At 45.7% G+C, this 15,736-nt stretch carries 11 protein-coding genes; 6 read left to right on the top strand and 5 right to left on the bottom strand.

Translation table 11 applies throughout. The features are described from left to right. Positions 1-16 precede the first annotated feature (16 nt). Together EGV92_RS01745 and EGV92_RS01740 are read left to right on the top strand one after the other, a co-directional pair. The gene (locus EGV92_RS01745; RefSeq protein ID WP_131667490.1) at positions 17-922 is read left to right on the top strand and encodes an alpha/beta fold hydrolase; all 906 of its coding nucleotides are present in this window, start codon (positions 17-19) and stop codon (positions 920-922) included. Between the two features lie 203 nt (positions 923-1,125). Then, positions 1,126-1,899 (top strand): CPBP family intramembrane glutamic endopeptidase, encoded by a 774-nt coding sequence (locus EGV92_RS01740; protein WP_131667489.1) that lies wholly within the window; start codon positions 1,126-1,128, stop codon positions 1,897-1,899. 115 nt (positions 1,900-2,014) lie between these two features. On the opposite strand, the gene dusA is transcribed toward EGV92_RS01740, so the two are convergent. From dusA to EGV92_RS01725, 3 genes are all read right to left on the bottom strand, one after another. After that, positions 2,015-3,025, bottom strand: a complete 1,011-nt coding sequence (dusA, locus tag EGV92_RS01735) for a tRNA dihydrouridine(20/20a) synthase DusA (protein ID WP_131667488.1) — start codon at positions 3,023-3,025, stop codon at positions 2,015-2,017. A gap of 295 nt (positions 3,026-3,320) precedes the next feature. Continuing rightward, positions 3,321-4,607 (bottom strand): MFS transporter, encoded by a 1,287-nt coding sequence (locus EGV92_RS01730; protein WP_131667487.1) that lies wholly within the window; start codon positions 4,605-4,607, stop codon positions 3,321-3,323. Positions 4,608-4,820: 213 nt separating this feature from the next. Continuing rightward, on the bottom strand, positions 4,821-6,545 hold the full coding sequence (locus EGV92_RS01725; protein ID WP_131667486.1) for a phospholipase D family protein: 1,725 nt from the start codon (positions 6,543-6,545) through the stop codon (positions 4,821-4,823). A 750-nt stretch (positions 6,546-7,295) separates the two neighbouring features. Here EGV92_RS01725 and EGV92_RS01720 point away from each other — a divergent pair. The 4 genes from EGV92_RS01720 (at position 7,296) to EGV92_RS01705 (ending at position 11,559) form a co-directional block, all read left to right on the top strand. After that, positions 7,296-8,474, top strand: a complete 1,179-nt coding sequence (locus EGV92_RS01720; protein WP_242678609.1) for an O-succinylhomoserine sulfhydrylase — start codon at positions 7,296-7,298, stop codon at positions 8,472-8,474. A gap of 85 nt (positions 8,475-8,559) precedes the next feature. Beyond that, positions 8,560-8,892, top strand: a complete 333-nt coding sequence (locus tag EGV92_RS01715; RefSeq protein ID WP_131667484.1) for a YbaB/EbfC family nucleoid-associated protein — start codon at positions 8,560-8,562, stop codon at positions 8,890-8,892. Between the two features lie 601 nt (positions 8,893-9,493). Beyond that, a complete protein-coding gene (recR, locus tag EGV92_RS01710) occupies positions 9,494-10,087 on the top strand; it encodes a recombination mediator RecR (protein ID WP_131667483.1) in 594 nt (197 codons plus the stop codon). Between the two features lie 218 nt (positions 10,088-10,305). Beyond that, positions 10,306-11,559, top strand: a complete 1,254-nt coding sequence (locus EGV92_RS01705) for a ribonuclease D (protein WP_131667482.1) — start codon at positions 10,306-10,308, stop codon at positions 11,557-11,559. A gap of 123 nt (positions 11,560-11,682) precedes the next feature. On the opposite strand, the gene EGV92_RS01700 is transcribed toward EGV92_RS01705, so the two are convergent. Beyond that, positions 11,683-12,360 carry an esterase/lipase family protein gene (locus EGV92_RS01700; protein WP_278248240.1) on the bottom strand — a complete coding sequence of 226 codons (678 nt, stop codon included), beginning with the start codon at positions 12,358-12,360 and terminating at the stop codon, positions 11,683-11,685. A gap of 330 nt (positions 12,361-12,690) precedes the next feature. Next, positions 12,691-15,585: an aminomethyl-transferring glycine dehydrogenase gene (gcvP, locus tag EGV92_RS01695; RefSeq protein WP_131667481.1), complete on the bottom strand. Its 2,895-nt coding sequence runs from the start codon at positions 15,583-15,585 to the stop codon at positions 12,691-12,693. Between the last annotated feature and the right edge of the window lie 151 nt (positions 15,586-15,736).

Below are 15,736 nucleotides of genomic sequence, written 5' to 3'. Positions count from 1 at the left end.
ATTCATGGATGAAAAGATGCTTTTGAACTCTTTTAAACGCTCATCAAGCCCTGCTACTAAACCTAGTGTACCATTGGCACGCTCCAAAATTACGGGTAAGCCAGTGCTTCATTTTGCGCATGCGAATGGGGTGCCAAGTGCGGTCTATACGCCTATGTTTGAAGCATTAGCGGATACATTTACCATTGAGTATGTGCCTAAGCTGGGCGCTGATCCTAACTACCCAGTAGACAATCACTGGCATATGCTTACTGAGCACGTTATTCATAGTGTTCGGCAGGCGTGCCGCAAGCATGAGGTTCCTCAAGTGGTGGGACTTGGTCACTCATTAGGGGCGCTATGTACTTTGCAAGCCATGTATAGACGACCTGAGCTGTTTAATCAATCCTTGCTCATGGACCCACCTTGGATATATGGTTCAGCCAGCTTTGTTTGGCATCTTGCTAAGCAGGGCGATAGACTGCCGAAGATGAACCACCGGCTAATGGACAAGTTGTCACCAGCCGGTATGTCTAAACATCGCCGTGACGTTTGGGATAGCCGCGAGCAGGCATATGAGCAGCTACGCAATAAGGGTATATTTAAAAATTTTACTGAACGCTGCTTCCAAGGCTATATTGATCATGGACTGGTTGAGCGCGCTGATGGTAAAGTGACTTTAACCATCCCAAAAGCTAACGAAGTGGCTATTTTTCGCACCAATCCCTCGCTATATTGGCTAACCCCTAATGAGCCACCTAAGCCACCTGTTCGGCTCATCATTGCTGAGGATGGTATTTTTCTTAAGAGAAAGTTCCCTCAGAAAGTCAAAAAGCGACTGGGTATCGACTTTGAGACGCATTCAGGAGGTCATATGTTTCCTTTAGAGCAGCCTGAAGCGGTAGCCGCACGAATCAAAGCGTTGTTAGCGGCCTCCCTTTAGTTCGATGAGATGGCTTTAAACTTAGGTGATGCTAATAGGGTACTCAATATTATCACCTCGATAAATTGAGTACCCTAATATTATGACTACTAACATACTGTGCCTATAGTATGTTTTATTACGGCGCTACCAATCTAAGAATAATCTCCATCTGATTTAGACATCCTCTATTTTAGACAATCCTCCATCCATTAGCAGGTATTATGACGACAGTTTCCTCTAGCAGCTCCTCCCGACCACCATTATTTAGCCGATGGAGTGTGATTGGCTTAGTTATTTTTACTATTGTAGGGTTCTTTGCCAGCCAGCTACTAGGGCTTTATATCGCTGCCAAAATTGTATTACCTCCTGATGATGGTAGGGGCGTTGCTGGTTTAATAGAGCAGGGCGGTATGAATGGCTCAGTCGTTAGTCTATCGGTGATAATGAGCTTTATATTCTTGACGTTAATGACTTTTTTAATTATCGCGCGAAAAGTACCAAACTCGCGGCGATTGGCTGCGTATTTAGGATTGCGTGGATTCACGCCTACAATAGCTTTTCAGGGCGTGTTATTGTTGCTGGTATTTACCATAGGTAATGAGCTGCTAAGCCAATGGTTCAATAGGACACCGATGGACTTTATTGATCCATTATTTGCCAGTATGGAGTCTAAGTGGCTATTGGTCATCGTGGTGGTGCTAATCGCGCCGCTTTACGAAGAATTGCTATTTCGCGGTTTGCTGTGGGCAGCGATTGCTGAGCAATTTGCGCCTCGTCAAGGCACCGTGGTGGCCAGCGTGGTGACCAGTATCCTCTTCGCCATGATTCATCTTCAGTATCAGCTATTTGAGATGGTTTCTATCTTTATATTGGCGTTGATATTTTGCTACGTGCGGGTCAAGTCAAATTCAACGCTACTGACTATGCTGCTACATATTATAAATAACGGGGCGGCGATGATACTGTATTTAATGATGGGGTCAGGTGCGCTATAGATGGCTAGACACAAGATCTATAGCCGCTACTAAGTCGCGTCAACTAAAGTTATTTGGCTATACCCACTCGTTACAGGTGCAAAACTATACAGCCACTACTTATCTTACTATTGAGCTATGAGCTAAGTGATGACTTAGCCGCTTCATAGTCGTCTTGCCTGTCAATAATAGCGAGCGTCAACTCAGCCGCTTGCTCTATCTCAGCCACTGTCAACGCTTGCTTGCCACTTAGCGCCTGCCGCCACTTACGTGCGCCTGGTAGCCCTTGAAATAGCCCTAAAAAATGCCGCGCGATAGAGGGTAGCGGCTCACCTTTAGCCACTTGCTCATGCAAGTAGGGTATCAGCTTAGTGATAATGTCGCTTCGGCTCGGTGCAGGCTCTCCCCATAGACTCATGGCCTCAGCAAGGATATACGGGTTTTGGTATGCGGCGCGGCCAATCATTACCCCATCGACATGCTGGAGGTGAGCTTTGATATCCTCAACGCTGGTAATGCCACCATTGATTTCAATAGCTAGATTCGGGAAGTCTTGCTTGAGCCGGTATACATCCTCATAGCGTAGCGGTGGTATTTCACGGTTCTGCTTAGGGCTTAAGCCTTGCAGCCACGCTGTACGAGCATGGACGATAAATCGCTCACAACCTGCTGCGGCCACAGTATCGACAAACTTATGCATAAATTCATAACTGTCAAAATGATCGATGCCGATGCGATGCTTGACAGTGATAGGGAGTGCTACTGCTGCTTGCATATGCTGGACCAATGCGGCCACTGTCTCAGGCTCAGCCATCAGGCAGGCGCCTATCTTATTGTGCTGAACCCGATCAGAGGGGCAGCCGACATTAATATTAACCTCAGCAAAGCCATATTGTTCGGCAAGCTGCGCGCAGTGGGTCATCTCACTAATATCTGCACCACCAAGTTGCAGCACCAGTGGCTGCTCGCTGGCCTCATAGCGCAGGTGACGCTCGGTATTGCCATGAATCAGTGCGCCGGTACTGATCATCTCAGTATAGAGGTAGCTGTGCGGATTAAATAGGCGTGCAAAGTACCTATAGTCTGCTGTCGTCCAGTCGATCATGGGGGCTACCGATAAGCGTTTGTCTTGCATTAAATTTGGCATGGTGTCTGGTGTTCGTCTTGATGTGAGATAAAAGGGGTATTATAAGCGAAGTTTCGTTACTAGCAGTATCGAATCCTATAGTGATATAGCTTGGTCACTATATAGGTGTGGTCGGTTGAAAATAAAAGAGATAATTAAGTCCAAGTTCGATACTAGTATAAGCTTTTTCAGCTTGCTGCAAGTGCGCTGACTTCTAAAAGAATAGCATTTAGAAGACAGTGATAGAGCAGACCATGACCATTTGCTAACAATGCCGTCATAGGCAACAGTAGTGCTTTAACCGCTCCGATGTAGATTAAGTATAGGCATCTAATGCGCTAAAGCTAGGTAGTCGGTAGACATATAAACCAGTGATAAAGCCAATGATACCCATAAAGGTCAGATACAGCGCTGGTGAAAAGCTCACATACTCAGTCGCATAAATTAATGCCAAAGGCAGGACGCCGCCAACCACTGCATAGGTTGAGTTATAAGTGACGGATACTGAAGTTAGCCGGACTTTGGTCGGGAACAATTGGGTCATAATGACAGGGCCTAGACCGATGACTCCAGCGCTAAAGCCCAATAACGTGTACAGGATTAAAATATAATCGCCAGAGCTGTTTTGCAAATTATAATAAAAAGCAAATGCTAGAATCGAGACGGCCACGGAGCCTATCATTAGTGCTTTTCCAGTACTATTTCGATCCGCTAATAGGCCAAAAAATAACGTGCCTAAGGCAAGAAATAGCGTACCAATCACATTAGCCATAGCCAATAGACTGCCATCGATACTGAATTTCATCAAGATTAATTTGGGCAGTAATAAAGACACGACGATGACCAGACTTGAGACGTAAAAGCTCAACAGTACCGAAATAAATATCGCGTGAAAGCGTTTTAAGCTTAAATCCAAGTCTTTGTAATTGGGAATATAAGACTGCTCTGATTGTCGATTTAAAAAGACAGGAGTCTCACGAAGATAAAAGCCAAGTAACAAGGAGACTAGGCTTAGTCCTGATGAGGCCAAAAACGGTACACGCCACGCATATTCAACAAGATCCGCATGCGAGTAGGTGTCAAATATTAGCCTAAATACAAATAATGTGACGATGACGCCAATCATATGGCCGACTGAGGCGATATTGGTGAAAAAACCCATTTTAGGCTTGGGCACATGCTCAGAGATGAATACCCAGCCCAGTACAGAGTGAGCGCCAAAAGCCATCCCTTGGATGAGTCTGGCGATGATAAATAAGACAGGTGCTATCATGCCTGCTTGAGCGTACGTCGGTAGGCAGGCTGTCACTAATGCAGTGCACAGCAAAATAGATGAACTGATTAAATAAGTCTTTTTCCGGCCTTTGATGTCGCCGTAGCGACCCAATAAGAGAGCGCCAATTGGTCGCGCCAAATAGCCGGCTGCAAAGACACTCATCGCCTTTAATTGCAGAATGAGAGGATCATCACTGCCTGTGAAAAACGTCGAACTAATAATTTCAGCAAGGTACAGATAAATTAGAAAGTCAAAGAAGGAGGTGACATTACTAAAAAAGATAATTCCCGATTGCTTAAATGCAAAGGCATTGGATTTCGATGGCATAGAGATAAAAACCTATAAACTGATATATTTGATAAATAAGATAATTAACTCAGTTACCTAGATACGAATATATTTTTGTCGTGATATTATTTAGTTTGTCGAGTAATTTTATGTATAAGCTCTATTATAGTAAGTTTGCTTTCGTAGCTAAACCACTAATTTTTAAATAAAAAATAATAAAATATAAAATAACGTCCAATATGATTGGGTGGTCTATAACAGCCAGTCGATAGGCAGCCAAGACATGATGCTTAACCAGATATGATCAGACCATTCAAGTTTAGGCTCGCTGTCATAAACCACGACCTTACTATTTTCTATGGTTTTCCATTGTAGTTTGCCCTGATCGGTCAATAATACTTCATAAGCCTGAGTGAGTAAGCTGTCATCTAAGGCCTTATGTAACTGACTGGCAAGTTCGCTGTCGTTAATGACCACTCCCATCTCAGTGTTGATATTTGCAGAGCGGGGATCGACATTATATGAGCCGATGAAGACTTGATGGTCATCAACAGCGAAGGTCTTGGCGTGCAAGCTGGTCGAAGACTGGCTGCGGGCGCGCCAAAGCTTATTTTCTCTATCCTCTTCTGAGGCCGTCGCTTTTAGCTCATAGATTTTGATACCCGCTTTTAGCAGCACTGGTCGCCACTGGCTATAGCCTGAATGCACTGCCGTGACATCAGTAGCATGAAAGGAGTTGGTTAAGATACGGATTTTTACCCCTTTATTGGCAAGTTTTACCAGTGCCGCAACCCCATCTTTGGTGGGGACAAAATAAGAGGAGATGATAGTAAGCTTATCGTTCGGAGTGCCGAGTAGGGTACGTAGTTGGTGCACGAGATGGGTGCTAGGGGCAGCTGTATTACTAAGCTTGCCTACGTCATCACTCAAGAAGTGCATATCTGTCCAGCGAAACGGCACATGCTTATTAATTAGATCCGTATCGATACTTGAGTCTTCAATCGCCGCTTTATACAGGGATAAGCTGCTACGAGGCTCACTGTTTTCATCGCCATTGATCTTGTCTAACGAGGTAAGAAAGTCTTTATTTGTGCTTGGCGATACTAACGTCTCAATATCGTAAGCAAGATTGGATGACCAATAGCTGTTAAAACTATTACTAATGTCATCGACCACGCGGCCAATAAGTAGCACATCGAGGTCTGCAAATTGGCTATTTTGATCATTACTAAGGTATTCATTGCCAATGTTACGACCACCGATGATGGTGATTTGCCTATCGAAGGTCATGCTTTTGTTATGCATTCGCCGATTGATACGTGGTAGACCCGTGATGTAGTTCAGCGTTTGAAATTTGCGGTGCATTAGCGGATTAATAATGCGAACAGCAATATTAGGGTGGCTTGCAAAGCGAATGAGATGCTGATCAAACTTGGCGCTATTATTAAAATCATCGAGCAACAGGCGGACCATAACTCCGCGCTCCGCCGCTTCCCACAAGTCTTTTAATAATAGTTGACCTGCCTGATCGTTATGCCAGATATAGTATTGGACGTCGATATGCTTTTTCGCCATACCGGTCAGAATGCTTCTGGCAGCGAAGGCGTTGGCACCAGTGACTAGAGGGTGGTAGCCCGATAAGTCAGGATGAATCTCATTTTGCTCACTGATTGATGCGGCCAAATCATAATTTGCTAGCGCCTCAGACATCGCCGGCGCTGCTGTTGGTTTTGTCGCCAAGCCATTTTCCGTCTTTAGCTGACGCTCTATTTGCACCGCTAAACCGTTATCTGCGGTTTGATTGTTATCTAAAGGTGGCTTTGATTGATATATCGCTGCGATACGCTCGTTTAAAGCTTGACTGGCTGGCAAGTGCGCCACAGTAGGTAGGTGCTGACAGCCAGCAAGCGGCATAATAAATACCGCTGTCATGACTAAATAGCGGTAGTAGGTCGAGCGAAGACTTAGCTTGGTCATGGTACAACACCTTCAATAGCGATATCGTTTACCCAGTATAGTGCCAGTATTTTATTTGTAGGCGGCAGCTTATCGGCTCACGTCACAGTTGTGGTCAACTCTGCGCTTCATGTTACTGGTGGCTCAAGTTACTGGTTAATCTACGGCGCTGAATAAAATCCGGCAAGAAATATGAGGTAATTTACGGCCCAGTATGGGCATAAATAGCCAGCTGCTTATGCTGAAAAAGACTTATATTTTACACGCAATTTTTTAAAATACCGTTAAAAATTTCTCTACGGTTCATATAGGGCTATGAGTGGGTACTATCGAGTACTGTATGGAGTGCAAACTCCTAGTAGCTACAAAGCCGCCAGACGATTATCACAGGCATTGCAGAAAGTGTGGCCGCTTAATTTTGGCCAGGCTATAACGGCCATAAGCCAATTCCGATGACTGATATCAGATAATGTCCAGTCTGTTCAACTGTTTAAGATAGGTTTTAAATGGCTGATCTAAGCGGACTTTATAAGTTCAGCTTTCTAAAATAGAATGTCACAATGACGTTATAGAGTAAGCGGTTACCATAAAAAACTGCTAAAGTTCTTTTTCTTATTTAAGATACAACTTTATTTTTTAATTTGTTAAGGGGTGATAATGACCCAATCTTCTGATACTCAAAGTAATAATGATACTCAAAACAGCGCTGCGCAAGGCGTTGTAGATAGCAATTGGCAAAACGATGCTTTAGATTTAACCGCAGGTTATGCAATGCAGACGTTGTCAGTCAGAGCAGGGCAGCACCGGACTGATGAGGGCGAGCACTCTGAAGCTATCTTTACGACCAGCTCTTATGTCTATCAATCGGCAGCAGATGCCGCAGCGCACTTTAATGGTAGCAAACAAGGCAACGTTTATTCTCGGCATACCAATCCTAGCGTGCGAACTTTTGAGCGGCGCTTGGCTGTACTTGAAGGTGGCGAGCGAGCAGTCGCGACGGCATCAGGTATGGGAGCAATATTGACCATGTGCTTGGCTTATCTTAAAGCCGGTGACCATCTGCTGGCTGCCAAGCAGCTATTTGGCTCTTCTATTGGTCTATTTAATAATTATTTTGTTAAATATGGCGTCGAGGTCAGCTATGTGGACTGCTTCGATAATGACGCTTGGGCAGCAGCGGTTCAGGATAATACTCGAGTGATCTACTGCGAGAGTCCGAGTAATCCTCTAGGCCAGATAGCGGACATGACATTTTTGAGTGAGCTTGCCCATCAGCATGGGGCGTTATTTATCGTCGATAACTGCTTTGCCACGCCTGCCATCCAAAAGCCGTTAGACTTCGGTGCTGATATTGTGATTCACTCAGCGACTAAATATATCGATGGTCAAGGCCGTGTACTTGGTGGGGCGTTGGTTGGTAGTGATGAGCTAATGCAGCAAGCCTTTACGGTCGTGCGCTCAGGCGGTATCAGTATGAGTCCCTTCAACGCTTGGGTATTCACTAAGGGTCTAGAGACTTTGACCTTGAGAATGAAAGAACACTGTGCTAATGCCAATAAGGTCGCTAGATTTTTAGCAGATCATCCTAAGGTAAGCCGAGTGCATTTCTCAGGTCTTAGTGATCATCCTGCCCATGAGCTTGCCAAGCGTCAACACTACCGAGAAGATTGCTTTGGCGCTATTATGGGCTTTGAGGTTAAGGGCGACGGCAAGTCAGAAAAAGAAGCTGCTTGGCATGTCATTGATAGTACGCAGATGGTGTCTATTACCAATAATTTGGGTGATGCTAAGACCACAGTGACCCATCCCGCCACGACGACACACTTTAGATTAAAACCTGAAGATAGGATTGCAGCTGGCGTGGGTGACGGCCTTATTAGACTCTCGGTAGGTCTAGAGGATGTGGATGATATTATCGCTGATCTGGCGCGCGGTTTAGACACGCTCTAGAGATACAGGTATAATAGCGAGATATACTTTTATTTTATTTCGCTATTAAATCTTACGAATAAAGCCAATATTTCCAAGGATAAATATGAATATTCAAGCATTAATGCAACAAGCTCAAAACATGCAAAAGCAAGTTGAAGTCAATGTCGAAAAGGCAAAAAAAGAGCTTGCCAATAAAGAAGTTCATGCTGAAGCGGGTAGTGGCTTGGTCAAAGTGACCATGACTGGCCGTCATGTGGTCAAGCGTCTAAGTATTGATCCAAGCTTACTTGAAGATGAGCCTGATATGATTGAAGACTTGATTGCAGCGGCGATCAATGATGCGGTTCGTCAGGCAGACGAGCTATCTGAGACCACTATGGCTAATGCGACTAGCGGTATGGGACTACCACCTAGCATGCAAGGTCTGTTCGGTTAATAGCAAGTTTTCTAAATTGATACGACCAATACCATCTTATATGGCCTGAGCTGACTAATGGAACGTCACGAAGCTCACGGCTATTTTAAAAAGGGTCTTGTCAGTATTTCCTAGAGTTTTGACTTGAAATTATCTTGGTGCGCCAAGATATTAGCTATTAAGCGAAGATAAGGCCAAGTAAAGACGGCAACGTTTAAAAGAGTGGGTTGTTATTGATACAATACCACTCTTTTTTTGCCCGCTATTCTTCGCTAAAGTTTTAACAGGTCATGTCATGAGTGACGATACCGTTAGCTGTTACTATCATTGATTATAGTCGCTGCTAAATAAAATAGAGTCTCTGTATTATGATTCTGGACTGGTACAAGTTATTTTGGCTTGCTATGTCTGTGCGGATAGAGGCTATAAAAAATCATCCCAGTACTGCTGTATCGTTTTTATAATGAACTTACTAGACTAAATAAGCAATTGCTATATGCTGATTTAACCGCGCCGCTCAGTGCGGCTTTGGCTAAATAATCCAAATCATCCAAGTAGCTGTTTAGATTCGCTAGCCATCATAACGTTTAGATTGATAAATTGTAATTGGTAAGGATATCCATTGCTGACTCAAAAGTTTGATACATTAGTAAAGCAGCTTCGAGTATTGCCCGGTGTGGGTCAAAAGACCGCGCAGCGAATGGCGCTGCATCTACTCACGCAAAAGCGCCCGCAAGGTATTGCCTTAGCGCAAGCGCTAGATGTGGCCATGCACGACATTATAGAATGTCGCCGTTGTCACTCTTTTAGTGACGATGAAGTTTGCCCTATCTGCCAAGACCCACGCCGAGATGATGCCTTGCTGTGTGTGGTAGAGACCGCTGCCGATGTCATGGCGATAGAGCAGACTGCCGGCTTTCGCGGTCGCTATTTTGTATTAGGCGGGCACCTCTCACCGCTTGATGGTATCAACGCTGATGATCTCAATATTGACCAGCTCATTGGGCGCTTGAAACAAGAGCCTGTCGAGGAGCTAATACTAGCGACAGGGACGACTGTCGAAGGTCAGACTACTGCCCATTTTATCTCTGAAGCTGCCAAGAGCCATGTTAGTAAGATCACTCGTATTGCCCAAGGTATTCCTATGGGCGGTGAGCTAGAATATCTAGACAGTATGACCCTATCACAGGCGATGCAAAACCGCTCGTTTATTTAAAATGCGTCACTCATCTTAAACGCCCTGCTTATTCAGCGGTCGCTATTGATAACTTATAAATAAACGACTAGCGATTTGAGTCCATTAAGGGGCCATAAAAGTGCGCTGAGTGGTTATGTCATACCTAGGATGAATAACTGTAAAGGTCGTAATTTAAAGTGGCGCTCACAACCTAGCATAACTATCAACATCTAGAACCCTAACTATAAGAATCCACAATGACAGAAAAAACCACAAGTCTCTACGACCCTGACAAAGTAGATAATCCACAAGCTATTATCGATACTCTGCAGGCCTCCCAAAGTCTGCCGGTACACTGGGTGACTGACTTTGATAGTCTAGAAGCCTGCCTAGATGATCTCGAAAGCTGCGAACGTATCGCCCTTGATACTGAATTTATTAAGCGTGATACCTACTATCCTAAGCTGGCGCTGGTTCAAATTAATACTGGTGATAATATTTATTTGATTGATGCGCCAAAGCTGGACTTAACTGAGTTTTGGGTGGTGTTAGAAGAGATGCCATTGATGATTTGGCATGCTTGTGGTGAGGACTTGGGTATTTTTTATTTACTGTCCGAGTGCTCAGCTTTGGACAATGTGTTTGATACCCAGATTGCGCTATCTTATCTGACGGGGCAGCTACAGATGGGTTATCAACAGGCGCTTAGCGAGGAGCTGGCGATTGAAGTCGCAAAAGGTGAGAGTCAGTCAGATTGGCTAGCGCGCCCGCTGAGTCATGACCAAGAGCAATATGCTATTGATGATGTGCGCTATCTGCTCAGTCTATACGATATCTTGCAGCAGCAGCTAATTAAAAAAGGCCTCGTCGATAAAGTGACTGAGGACTGCCAGCTTTATGCCAAAGAGTTATATGAGGCGGCAAATATAGAAGACGATGCTACCTATTTAGCAATGGCAGACTTTCGTTATACGGGGCAGCAGCTCGCGGTATTGCAAGCGGTCTCAGCTTGGCGTGAGGCACTGGCGCGCGCCACCAACCAGCCCAAGACATTTATCCTAAAAAAGCAAGCCGTCCGTGATGTAGTGACTGAGCTGCCGACCACCATGAAGCAGCTTACTTATAAGACATCCATGCACCGCAGTATGCTCAGGTTATATGGCGAAGAGCTCTTGAGCGTCATTAATAATGCGCGCGCGCTCACTAGGGAAGAGCAGCCTCCCCAAATATTAGCCCCGTACCGATCCAAAGATAAAACCATCTCTAAAGCGGTACAAAAAGCAGTCGAGGATTATGAGCAAGAGACGGGCGTACCTGCTAATGTGCTAATGCGCAAAAAGTGGCTGTCGCAGCTGTATGAAGTGGTGGCCTATGACTTGCCTCTAGATGATTTGCCACAAGGCCTTAAGGGCTGGCGCAAGGCTTGGGTTATGGAGACATTAATTCCACTCATTGAGTCGCATAAAGAAGCGCTGCAAGCGGGAATGGGACTTGAGAATAGCAATGAATAAGGGGTACTTCATCAAGGTTGAGTGGCAGTATTAGCCATAAAGAGTGGCTAGCCTATCTTTATCGACTCCAGCTTTGGCTTATGCAACATATTGAGAAAACAGAAAGTGAAAACGGCCTTCTCACTATCCCTTGTTAAATTTACCATGCTGCAAAAAATGATGCGTCTGTACTGCCACCTCCTGATTGACCAACATACCCGTATGCGAGACAGGCAGGACAATATGGTCGGCGGCATTGGGTAGACGTGTCTCGAAGACGTAGACCGTACCATCATGCTCACAGCGACTTTTTGGCAGTTTCGCGCGGCGGTTATGATAGCTTAAGATAAGCTGGCCCAGACCATATGGCGAGTTCCCTGCGATTACCCCTAAGCAGATATTATCGGGCAGCGGGGCAGTATGGCCATCTAGTCCTTCACGGTAGGCATGACCGACAAGTGGCGAGATGAGTTTTTTGATGTAGTCTGCGCTAGTACTGCCAATGTGCGGCGTGCCTAAAGTGACGCAGTGGCTTATCTGCCACTGAGGATAGCGGTGTATGAAGTCGCGAATCACCAGACCGCCGAGGCTATGCCCGACCATGTGAATTGGCTGCTCAGGGCGGTGATGAAGAGTCAGCCATTCATTGAGTCGCTTGCTGTGCTCACAGATGGCATCTCTCAGGCTGCGATAGTCTAGCTCATAGGTTAGATAACCCCTAGCTTGTAGGTATCTGGCTAATGGCCGCATAATCCAAGCCCGTTGATGCAGCCCATGGATTAGTACTACTAAAGGCTTTTCGGTTAACTTATTGCTATTCAATACGATTTTCTCTAATTGCTTATGCTAGGGCGTGTGCTTATTTACTAAGCTGATTTTTAATGGACTTAAAATGGCTGTAGCGTTTAGTAACTGGGCCAGTCTTTACAAATTTTTAGACAATATATCTGTATTCTCTGCAAAATTTCCGATAATTGACAAAAATATCTCTCATCTTAAGCCTTATGAGCTAATTGAGAGTACGCTCTAGTTAAGCAAACAAAAACCCCCAAATCAAGCGCTGATTTGGGGGTTTATTCTTTAAGATAGTGACGCTACTGAAAAGTTAAGTAGCAAACTAACAGGCTTAGTATCTACACATCTACACATAGCCTACACATAGTTGTCGATACTAGGGCAGCTGCACATCAAATTCTTATCGCCATAGACATCATCGATACGGCCAACAGACGGCCAGAATTTATGGGCACGAATGTAGTCGAGTGGGAAGGCTGCGGTGTCACGGCTATACGGATGCGACCACTCACTATCAGTAATGACAAAGGCTGTATGCGGCGCATTGACCAATGGGTTGTCTTCCAGAGTCCAGCCATCGCTACCGTCTTTAACTTTAAGCGCTTCTTGTTTGATTGATTTGAGCGCAGAGATAAAGCGGTCTAGCTCTTCTTTAGACTCAGACTCAGTTGGCTCAATCATTAAGGTACCCGCCACAGGAAAGCTCATGGTCGGTGCGTGGAAGCCGTAATCCATTAAGCGCTTAGCGATATCGGCTTCGGTAATACCTGTCTCTTCTTTAAGGGGACGGATATCGATGATACACTCATGAGCGACGCGGCCATTATTGCCTGTATACAGGACAGGATAGTCATCTTTAAGCTGGCTTGCTACGTAGTTAGCGTTCAATAGTGCCAGCTTGGTGGCTTCTAGCAAGCCATCACGGCCCATCATGGTGATGTACATCCATGAGATAGGCAAGATACTAGCAGAGCCATATGGCGCAGCAGCGACTGCCGTCAAGTCTTTAGGTGCATTGTGAACCGCGCTGACGCTATGGTTGGCCTTAAATGGTGCTAAGTGCGACTTCATGCCGATAGGTCCCATGCCCGGGCCACCGCCGCCATGCGGAATACAGAAAGTCTTGTGAAGGTTCATATGTAGTACATCTGCCCCAACTTCCGCTGGCTGCATGATACCCACTTGAGCATTCATATTAGCACCGTCCATATAGACCTGACCACCATGCTTGTGGATAAGGTCACAGATATCACGGATACCCGCTTCAAAGACGCCGTGAGTAGAGGGGTAGGTAATCATTAATGCACCTAAGTGCTCACTGTTGGCTTCGCATTTGGCCTTTAAGTCCTCTACGTCCACATTGCCATTGTCATCGGTATCGACGACGATGACTTTCATGCCCATCATCTGCGCTGTCGCTGGGTTAGTACCGTGAGCGGAGCGCGGAATAAGGCAGACATTGCGCTGTGACTGACCGAGAGACTCGTGATAGCGGCGGATAGCGAGTAGACCCGCATACTCTCCAGAAGCGCCAGAGTTTGGCTGCATTGAGATATCGTCAAAGCCAGTGATGGCCTTGAGCTGCTGCTGTAGACTCTCGATCATTGCGATGTAGCCAGTGACTTGCTCACGCGGTGCAAAGGGATGCACATTGGCAAACTCATTCCAAGTGATGGGTAGCATCTCGCTAGTGGCATTGAGCTTCATCGTACAGCTGCCCAGTGAGATCATGCTACGGTTCATCGCCAAGTCCTTATCCTCAAGCGACTTTAAGTAGCGTAGCATCTCATGCTCGGTATGATGCGAGTTAAATACGGGATGGCTCAAGATGGCATCTGATCGTAGCTGGCTATCAACAAGCGATACCTTTGCCTCAGTAGGAAGGCTATGGGATTTATTAACAAATAACTGGGTCAAGATTTCAAAGTCAGCGTTGTCACTGGTCTCACTAAAGGCGATGGCCAGCTTGGTATCGCTGATACGCCACAGGTTATAACCAACATTTTCAGCATTTTCAAAGATTTGTGTGGTCAATTTTTTGCTGCCACAGTCGACTAGAACGGTATCAAAAAACTGCGAATGCACCACCGATAATTCACTATCAGCACTGCTAATCACCTCGGCAAAAGCTGTCGCCATGGCGTGAATACGCGTGGCGATACGTTTTAAGCCCTCTGGACCATGATAGACAGCGTACATACCTGCAAGATTGGCCAGCAGTACTTGCGAGGTGCAGATGTTTGAGTTGGCTTTTTCGCGGCGGATATGTTGCTCACGAGTTTGTAGCGCCATACGTAGGGCAGTATTGCCTTGAGCATCTTTTGAGACGCCAATGATACGACCAGGAGCAGAGCGTTTGGCCTTATCACTAAAGGCGAAGTACGCGGCATGTGGCCCACCAAAGCCCATTGGGATACCAAAGCGCTGGGTACTGCCTAGTGCCACATCTGCCCCCATATCTGCTGGCGACTTAAGCAGCACCAGACTCATAATGTCGCTGGCGACAATCGCATAAGCCTTGTTTTCTTTTACCGCATTAATCACCTCAGTTAGGTCGATGACATCGCCTTCACGCCCTACATACTGGAAAAGCGCACCGAAATAATCTCCAGACTTGGCCGTCTCAAAGTCGCCAACGACAACCTCCCAACCAAAATATTTAGCACGGGTTTGAATCACGTCCAAAGTCTGCGGATAAGTACGCTCATCGACGAAGAACTGGGTAGATTTACTCTTGCTGACGCGCTTAGCCATGGCCATGGCTTCGGCAGCAGCGGTTGCTTCATCAAGAAGAGAAGCACCGGCAAGCTCCAGACCTGTCAGATCAATACAGACTTGCTGGAAATTCAGTAGCGCCTCTAAGCGGCCTTGAGAGATCTCTGCTTGATAAGGCGTATACGCAGTGTACCAGCCGGGGTTCTCTAGGACATTGCGCTGAATGACAGCAGGCATACGTACGGGTGAGTAGCCTTGACCGATATAACATTTATTAACGGTAATATCGTCTGCCATCGCCCGAAGCTTGGCAAGGGCAGCATGCTCACTTATAGAATCAGGCAAATCCAGGGCCTTATTCATACGTACCGGCGCTGGGACGGTATCATTAATAAAGCTGTCCATATCATCATAACCGACCGCTTTTAGTAGCTCGGCCTGTTCAGTAGCATCTGAGCCAAGATGACGGTGGATAAATTCGGCCTCATTGAATAGATCGTTAAAGGTAGATGAAACAGGCTTAGCTTGATTGGTCATAACAGTCCTCTGGTTAACAATAAAGATGACAACTTTAAGATGGTAATAAATAAGAGTAACGAATAGCTGTTAAGAAAAGCTAAGGCGCTCTTGCCGTTAGCAGCATAAATAGACGTCAAGGTGTAACGGTTATGGATAAGGCGTCAGGGTA

Source organism: Psychrobacter pygoscelis (assembly GCF_004335015.1).
GTDB lineage: Bacteria > Pseudomonadota > Gammaproteobacteria > Pseudomonadales > Moraxellaceae > Psychrobacter > Psychrobacter pygoscelis.
This window is presented reverse-complemented; position numbering and strand designations above follow the sequence as displayed.